At 38.3% G+C, this 7,407-nt stretch carries 10 protein-coding genes; 8 read left to right on the top strand and 2 right to left on the bottom strand.

Annotation, left to right across the window (positions count from 1 at the left end; translation table 11 throughout):
- Together E7Z79_RS08630 and E7Z79_RS08625 are read left to right on the top strand one after the other, a co-directional pair.
- A partial coding sequence (locus E7Z79_RS08630) for a GGGtGRT protein (RefSeq protein WP_303739555.1) occupies nt 1-416 on the top strand: 416 nt, incomplete at its 5' end.
- A 71-nt stretch (nt 417-487) separates the two neighbouring features.
- On the top strand, nt 488-904 hold the full coding sequence (locus E7Z79_RS08625) for an NUDIX domain-containing protein (RefSeq protein WP_303739554.1): 417 nt from the start codon (nt 488-490) through the stop codon (nt 902-904).
- Between the two features lie 73 nt (nt 905-977).
- On the opposite strand, the gene E7Z79_RS08620 is transcribed toward E7Z79_RS08625, so the two are convergent.
- Nucleotides 978-1,775 carry an amidohydrolase family protein gene (locus E7Z79_RS08620; protein ID WP_303739553.1) on the bottom strand — a complete coding sequence of 266 codons (798 nt, stop codon included), beginning with the start codon at nt 1,773-1,775 and terminating at the stop codon, nt 978-980.
- 18 nt (nt 1,776-1,793) lie between these two features.
- Nucleotides 1,794-2,444: a type I restriction-modification enzyme R subunit C-terminal domain-containing protein gene (locus tag E7Z79_RS08615; RefSeq protein ID WP_303739552.1), complete on the bottom strand. Its 651-nt coding sequence runs from the start codon at nt 2,442-2,444 to the stop codon at nt 1,794-1,796.
- Between the two features lie 170 nt (nt 2,445-2,614).
- Between E7Z79_RS08615 and E7Z79_RS08610 the strand changes: the two genes are divergently transcribed.
- The 6 genes from E7Z79_RS08610 to E7Z79_RS08585 form a co-directional block, all read left to right on the top strand.
- On the top strand, nt 2,615-3,565 hold the full coding sequence (locus E7Z79_RS08610) for a malate dehydrogenase (RefSeq protein ID WP_303739551.1): 951 nt from the start codon (nt 2,615-2,617) through the stop codon (nt 3,563-3,565).
- A gap of 9 nt (nt 3,566-3,574) precedes the next feature.
- Nucleotides 3,575-4,819 (top strand): serine/threonine transporter SstT, encoded by a 1,245-nt coding sequence (gene sstT, locus E7Z79_RS08605; protein WP_303739550.1) that lies wholly within the window; start codon nt 3,575-3,577, stop codon nt 4,817-4,819.
- Nucleotides 4,820-5,260, top strand: coding sequence for a D-aminoacyl-tRNA deacylase (gene dtd / locus E7Z79_RS08600; protein ID WP_303739549.1), 441 nt, complete (start codon nt 4,820-4,822; stop codon nt 5,258-5,260). It abuts the gene before it with no gap.
- Between the two features lie 76 nt (nt 5,261-5,336).
- Nucleotides 5,337-6,239 carry a hypothetical protein gene (locus E7Z79_RS08595; RefSeq protein WP_303739548.1) on the top strand — a complete coding sequence of 301 codons (903 nt, stop codon included), beginning with the start codon at nt 5,337-5,339 and terminating at the stop codon, nt 6,237-6,239.
- Nucleotides 6,240-6,247: 8 nt separating this feature from the next.
- Nucleotides 6,248-6,829, top strand: coding sequence for a zinc ribbon domain-containing protein (locus tag E7Z79_RS08590; protein WP_303739547.1), 582 nt, complete (start codon nt 6,248-6,250; stop codon nt 6,827-6,829).
- Nucleotides 6,830-6,840: 11 nt separating this feature from the next.
- A partial coding sequence (locus tag E7Z79_RS08585) for a toxic anion resistance protein (protein ID WP_303739546.1) occupies nt 6,841-7,407 on the top strand: 567 nt, incomplete at its 3' end.

Below are 7,407 nucleotides of genomic sequence, written 5' to 3'. Positions count from 1 at the left end.
AAAGGGCAAAGGTCAGATGTTACGGTGCAGATGACGTTCGTGAAGGTGTTGCAATCATGCATCTTGAAGGTGTTGACGTATCAATTACAGGAAATTCAACAAACCCTACCCGTTTCCAGCATCCTGTAGCAGGAACATACAAGAAAGAATGCATCTTACAAGGCAAAAAGTACTTCTCAGTTGCTTCAGGTGGAGGAACAGGAAGGACATTGCACCCTGACAACATGGCGGCAGGGCCTGCATCCTATGGTATGACAGACACTTTAGGAAGAATGCACTCAGACGCCCAGTTTGCCGGTTCCTCATCCGTTCCAGCTCACGTGGAAATGATGGGATTGATAGGTATGGGAAACAACCCTATGGTCGGTGCATCAGTGGCAGTGGCCGTTGCGGTTGAAAAGGCTATGAAAGAATAGGGATTCAATTCCCTTTCACTTATTTTTTTTAATTGATTTTAGGCAATGATTGTTAATATTCAGGTGATATTATGAGTACAATGTGGGGATTGACAGTAAGGGGAATATGCGAATTTGACGGTAAATTTCTTCTTTTGAAGGTGAGGTCCAAATCGGCACATGATGCAGGAAAATGGGAAATTCCAGGAGGCAAGGTCAAGAAATGCGAATTTTTTGATGAGGCTCTTAAAAGGGAATACCTTGAGGAAACAGGCCTTGAAATAGACATTGTCTCATTGTATAATGTTGTCAGAAATGACTATACTGCATGCAAAACATCTGAAAAGGTCAAGTCAATTCAGCTTATCATGAAGGTGACCTGCGAGAGTGATGAGGTTGCAATAAGCGATGAGCATGATGAATACGGATGGTTTGGCATGGATGAAGTCGATGAAATGATAGAAAATGGTTTATTGACTCCACCTGCTGTAAATGCATTTAAAAAATAATGGTGTTTTGAGATGGTTACAAATTGTAACCATATGAAAATTTTTAAGAGTTGGCAGCATTGAGCCAGCTTGATTATTCTATTTTTAGTAATTTGGCGGCATTGTCGTATAGTATTTTCTGCCTTTCTGAATCGGTCAAATCGATTTTGTTGAAGTATTCCATTTCGCTGACAGACTCCCACATCGGATAGTCTGTTCCCCATAATACTCTGTTCGCACCGTATGCATGAATCAGTTCCAGGGCGGTTTCCGGTGTCAGTGCATATAGGCTTGAGCTTAAGTCAACATAAAGATTTTCAAAATCAGATAATTTGCGTGTTGCCTCTTCCCACATGCTCCATCCGGCAAAATGGGCGCCAATGAATGTTATATCTGGAAATCTTTCCAGAAATGGACTGATCTGTTCAGGATTTGAATAGTTATATCTAAAGTCGCCGCAGTGGACAAGCATTGGAACATCGGCTTTGCTTACCACTTCGCCTATTCTGAATGCGCGCTCTTCATTCATTGCGAACTGCTGGAAATCCGGATGCAGCTTGACGCCTTTCAAACCCAATTCGATAAGATAGTCAAAATCTCCCTGAATATCGTCACTATCTGGATGCAGGGTTCCAAAACCGGTGAAAAGGTCGGGATGTGCATTAACTGCCTGAGCAATGAATTCATTTATGGATTTGACCTGCTTTGGTGTTGTTGCAACGGAGTGTACGAGGTAATGTGTCACTCCAACTTCATTTCCGTCTCTTATCAGATCATCCAATTTGCCGTTTAATGACATGTCCAAATCATAAAAGTCTCTAATTCCTAAAACGGCCTTGTCTGCAATTTTTTCTGGATAAATGTGACAATGTGAATTTATTATTTTTTGCATATAATGGTCACCTACTAACTAATATAATTTTTCGCCGGTATAAAGATTCTCTTCTGTGTATATTCTAATCAGCCGGTCAATCAAATCATCATACATTAACCTATGACCCACTGCTCCGCCTTGAGGTGTTTTAACGTTGTTCAGGGTTTTGTCTGAAAATTCCCCTGAATTGTTTATGATGTACCACATTCCATGAGGAGTATAGATGAACAGTTCCCCTTCTCCTTTTGAATAGCCTTTTTTAAAGCTGTCCTGAGGGTCATAAATTTTTGTTGAGTGGACTGCAAGTCTTGAAAGGTCCTGTTCAGGTCTGGTGCCTGTCTTTTCAAATAGCATCTTCAACCATTCGTATGACTTGTCCATTAAATTCGCTTTTTTAATAGGGTCGGCAAATGCTTCTTTTACTTTGTTTTGTCTTGACTCTAAGGTATTTGTTATTCCAAGAATCTCTTCAACTTTGCTGACGTCCTTTTCAAGGCATCTCCATCCTTCGGGCCTGCCTGTCACTTGAATGTTGCCCTCTTTAAAGTCCATTCTTCTGAAGTCTCTAAAATATGGCTTTACCTTCTCGAGTTCTTCATCGGGAATTCTTTTGTTCAATCCATAGAGATATCCATATTCATTAGCGTCATAACATTTGGTTTCAAGTTTTAAATCTTCATCTGCCATAGGTATTATTATATTTTGTTTAAAATATAAATCTATTGTAACATGAACATAAGAGTATATTTGAATAAATTTCATTAATTAAGTTTAATTTTTTTGTAATTTAATGATTATCCAGATAATTTAAAATTATATTAGTAATCTATTTTTATATTGAAAACCAATATTACTTTATGGTAAAGGTAAGTATTATTGGATCAACTGGAATCATAGGAAAAAACGTTGCTTTTACGCTTGCGAGGGAAGATACAGTTGATGAAATTGTTATGTTTTCAAGACCTGAAAGTCTTGATAAGGCTAAAGGAGAAACATATGACATGTATGATGCACTGGCTGCACGTGATATCGATTGCAGGTTAACTCCAAGCTGTGACTTTAATGATATTACAGGTTCTGCCATCGTGCTTATTGCTGCGGGAATTCACAGGGAAAAGGGCATGAAAAGATTGGAACTTGCCGTTCCCAATGCGGAAATCGTTAGCTATTATTCTAAAAAAATCGCAGAATATTCTCCCGATTCAATCATATTGGTTGCGACCAACCCTGTTGATGTTATGACAACAATTGCACTTAAGGCATCAGGATTCAAAAAAAGCAAGGTCATAGGTGTTGGAAACCACTTGGATTCTTTAAGATTAAAAAATTATTTCTCAAGGCAGATAGACATCAACAGTTCGGAAGTGCATACCAGGGTCATTGGCGAACATGGGGACCATATGGTTCCTCTTTTGAGTTCGACAACAATCGGTGGTATACCATTAAAATACTTTGTTGAATATGTTGATTTGGACATTTCAGCACTTGTTGAACAGTTAAGAAGTGCAGGAAATACTATCATATCCAAGAAAGGGGCTACAGAGTATGGTCCTGCTTTTGCAATTTCAAATCTGATGTCCACCATTCTTACAGACTCCCATAGGGTATTGACTGTAAGCAGCTATCTGGACGGTGAAATTGAAATGGTTGAGGATGTTTCTCTTGGTGTTCCGGCGGTTATTACTAAAAGGGGCGTTGCAATGATTGTTCCAATTCATATGAATGATATTGAAAAAAAGGAGTTCTTTGAAGCTGCACACACAGTCAGAGATGCAACATATGATGTTTTAAATAATTTGGAGATATAGGAGTGTTCAATGAGTTTTATTCAAAAGTGGACTGAATCAAGCCTTATTCTAAAAATCATAATAGGAATGGTCATCGGTGCCGTTTTAGGAGTAATTGTCCCGCAATGGTCCTTCATCGGCTTTTTTGGAAAAATATTTGTAGAAGCTCTAAAATCCATTGCGCCACTTTTGGTTTTTATTTTGGTGGCTTCGGCTATTTCTCAAGCAAAAACGGGAATAGGCTCTAAATATAAAATTATTATAGCGATATTTTTGCTGGCTAATTTTATTGCTGCAGTTGTGGCTACTATTGCATGCTTTGTATTCCCTGTAAGCATTCACTTATCCGCAGCAAGCTCAGCGGCTTCTCCCGGAGGACTTGCTGATATATTGGGAGGAATGGTTTTGAAGATTTTTTCCAATCCAATAAAATCATTGTCTGAAGGGGAGTATCTTGGAATATTATTCTGGTCCATAATCATTGGAATCGCTTTAAAAATGGTGGCTAGTGACGCAACAAAGGATTTTCTAAGCGACATTGCTGAAGTGTTTTCCAAAATCGTTTATTTCATTATTCAATTCGCTCCAATTGGAGTAATGGGTTTGGTGTTCACCTCAGTTTGTGAAAGCGGTTTGAGCATTTTTTCACAATACGGAGAGCTTATATTTTTGATTGTCGGATGCATTCTTATCATGGCATTTATAATCAATCCGTTAATTTCTTTTGTGCTTTTAAAAAGAAACCCTTATCCGTTGGCTCTCACATGCTATAAGGAAAGCGGAATAACAGCATTTTTCTCAAGAAGTTCTGCTGCAAACATTCCAATCAATATGCAGTTATGTGAAAAGCTTGGTCTTGATAGGGATTTCTATTCAATTACAATTCCGTTAGGTTCAACAATAAATACTAATGGGGCTGCCGTAACCATTGCTGTCATGACTCTGGTTACCTGTCATACGATGGGCATTCCGGTTCATTTAACATGGGCCCTTCTTTTATGTGCGGTAACTACATTGGCTGCATGCTGCGCTTCAGGCGTTGTCGGAGGATCATTGCTGCTAATCCCGCTGACCTGTTCGCTGTTCGGCATCAGTCAGGACATTTCAATGCAGGTTGTTGCGGTAGGATTTATAATCAGCGTTATTCAGGATTCATTCGAAACAGCTCTTAATTCCGCAAGTGATGTCCTGTTTACTGCGGCTACAGAATATTATACCCGGGCTAAAAATGATGAACCAGTTTACTATTTAGGTGAATTTTCAAAAGGTGATTAAATGAAACTTGTCGTTCAAAGAGTTACATCAGCAAGTGTGGAAGTGGAAGGTAAAATCGTTGGTGAGATTGAAGACGGTTTAATGGTTTTGGTAGGTTTTGGAGAAAACGACACCACCAAGGAGGCGGATTATCTGGCCCGCAGGCTTGCAAAGCTAAGAATATTTCATGATGAAAACGGCAGGATGAACAGATCCGTAATGGATATTGGTGGAAAACTTCTGCTGGTTCCTCAATTTACATTATATGCTCACACTAAAAAGAACAGGCCGTCATTTCACAAGGCATTGTCTCCGGATAGGGCAACAGAGCTGTTTGATTATTTCGCTGAAAAATGCAGTGAATTTGTTGATGTTGAAACCGGGGAATTCGGAGCCTTCATGAAGGTTAGTCTGCTGAATAATGGTCCTGTCACCATTCTTTTGGAAAAGGAATTTGAATGATATTAACAAGTTTAATACAAATATTTAAAAGTATTCATGTCTAAATATATTCTTACAAAAAGGGATGTAAATTCAAATGACTAGTGGAAACCCAAAATTAATTGAAATAAGAAGGTTAACTGCACCATTGACAATCAAGGACTTCAAGGCCTATGACCATCAGGGAAATCTTCTCAAGTGTAGTGAAACCTTGACTGATGTGAGATTCATACTGGAGCCCAAGGAGAATATTCTAAATGATGATGAAATTATGCAGTATGCTCCCGAATCAAAGTCCGCATCAAAAATCAGATTGAAAAGAGGCTATGGAGGTATTAAAGATGTCCTATCTGTCCATGAGTCACTCCCATGGATTTTAGGATTATACTATGTAATTTTGATTTGCATAGCACTCCCGGTTACTTTTTCAAAAAACATTGCTGGAATGTACCTGATTTTGGTTCTTGTAATTTTGCCTCTGCTTTATCTATACCATCTCTTCAATTTCAAAAGATATACAAAATCCACAGTTAAGGAACCTGTTAAGGAGACTAAAAAAGTGGAAACACCTGTTCAGACAGCCGTCGTTGAGGAATCTGCAGGTTTGGAATCTTTGAAAAAATATGAAAAGGAAATCAATAATTTAAACGTATTGTTCAATGTTAGGGAAGAGGTAGTGCGTGAACTAATCGAAAAACGTTTTGAACCCCCTCAAATTACTTATGATAAGTTTATCTCCTCAATAGACCATTGCCATAAGTTATTCTATGAGCAATCAGATGGGGCATTAAACATTATTAATTTGGCGGCTGAAGATTCGCCAAGGGTTCATGATGAACTTGAAAATAAAATCGAAGCAATGAAGAAAATCATCAATCAGATTGAAGATCTGACAAACGAACTGGTAATCAACATCAGCTCTTCAGGCGATTCGACCGATGAGGTTAAAAATCTATTGGATGATATGGAGAATTTAATTGAATCCGTAAAGGATTATTAGGTGATGCGATGAGTAAAATTTGTCCAAAATGCGGTAAGGAACTGCCAGATGACGCAAGATTTTGTATGGACTGCGGATATACTATTGATAAGCAGGAAAGTGGCGGTTTACTGAACAACTTTCCGCTTCCAACACTGTTTATAGTTCTGATTGTTGCAATATTGATTATTGGCGGTGTGTTCATTCTGTCCTCAGGCTCTGGAGACAATAACAATGCTCCTGACAGAACAGATGAGGTTACACATGCCGTTGACTTAACAATAGCTGGTGTAGGAGGATGGGATAGCGATTCAGGCAAGAAAAGTTATACATTATATACCGAAGGAATATTCAACAGTGTTCCGGGTAATCTGAAAGGTTATAATGTTAAGACCACATATTACGATTCAAATGGTTCAGAGATTGGTCATGAAACTGAAAAATTGGAAAATGTCTATTATGACACCGAATTTTCAATCTCTTTTGGATATTACACAACATATAAATTGCCAGATCCGGACCATGTAAAAGTAGAAATTATAAATGGTGGAAAAGTAATAGATTCTTATACAGAACAAATTGATACAAACAAAATTGATTATTTAAATTAATGGTGATAGAAATGGCTGAATTCTCACTTGATGTAGACGGTATTAAAGAAGATGTTGAAAAGTCAATAAATGTCGAGAAAGAAAAACTTGAAGAATCAAATCTCAAGACTCAGGCAGGCGATAACGCACAGGCTATATTTGATGCAGACTTAAACAATCCTCAGGAAAGGGAAGGAATACTGAAACCCCTTGATAATTTTGGTTTGAATGAAATGTCAAGGTCAGCTTCACACAATGAAATGCTGGCGACAAGATTCGTTGATTTGACAAAAGGGGGAAAGGATGCAGACAATATTGGCGACCAGCTAATTGAACTGAACAAACAGATGAAGGATTTGGATCCAAGCAGAGTCGATTTCACTAAAAAAGGAGTCATTGGAAACCTGATGAATCCTGTCAGAAAATACTTTGCAAAATATGAAAAGGCTGAAGGAGCAATATCCGACATCGTTGAATCACTTGACAAAAGCAGCAAAGTGCTGCAGAATGACAATACCACCCTTTTGAATGAGGAAAATTACTTAAGGGAAGTGACAAACAAGCTTCTTGCAGACATTGAACTTGGAAAACAGATGGAT

This window comes from Methanobrevibacter thaueri (genome assembly GCF_015062905.1).
GTDB classification, from domain to species: Archaea; Methanobacteriota; Methanobacteria; order Methanobacteriales; family Methanobacteriaceae; genus Methanocatella; species Methanocatella thaueri_A.
The sequence above is the reverse complement of the archived record's forward strand: the minus strand, read 5'-3'. Positions and strand labels throughout refer to the sequence as shown.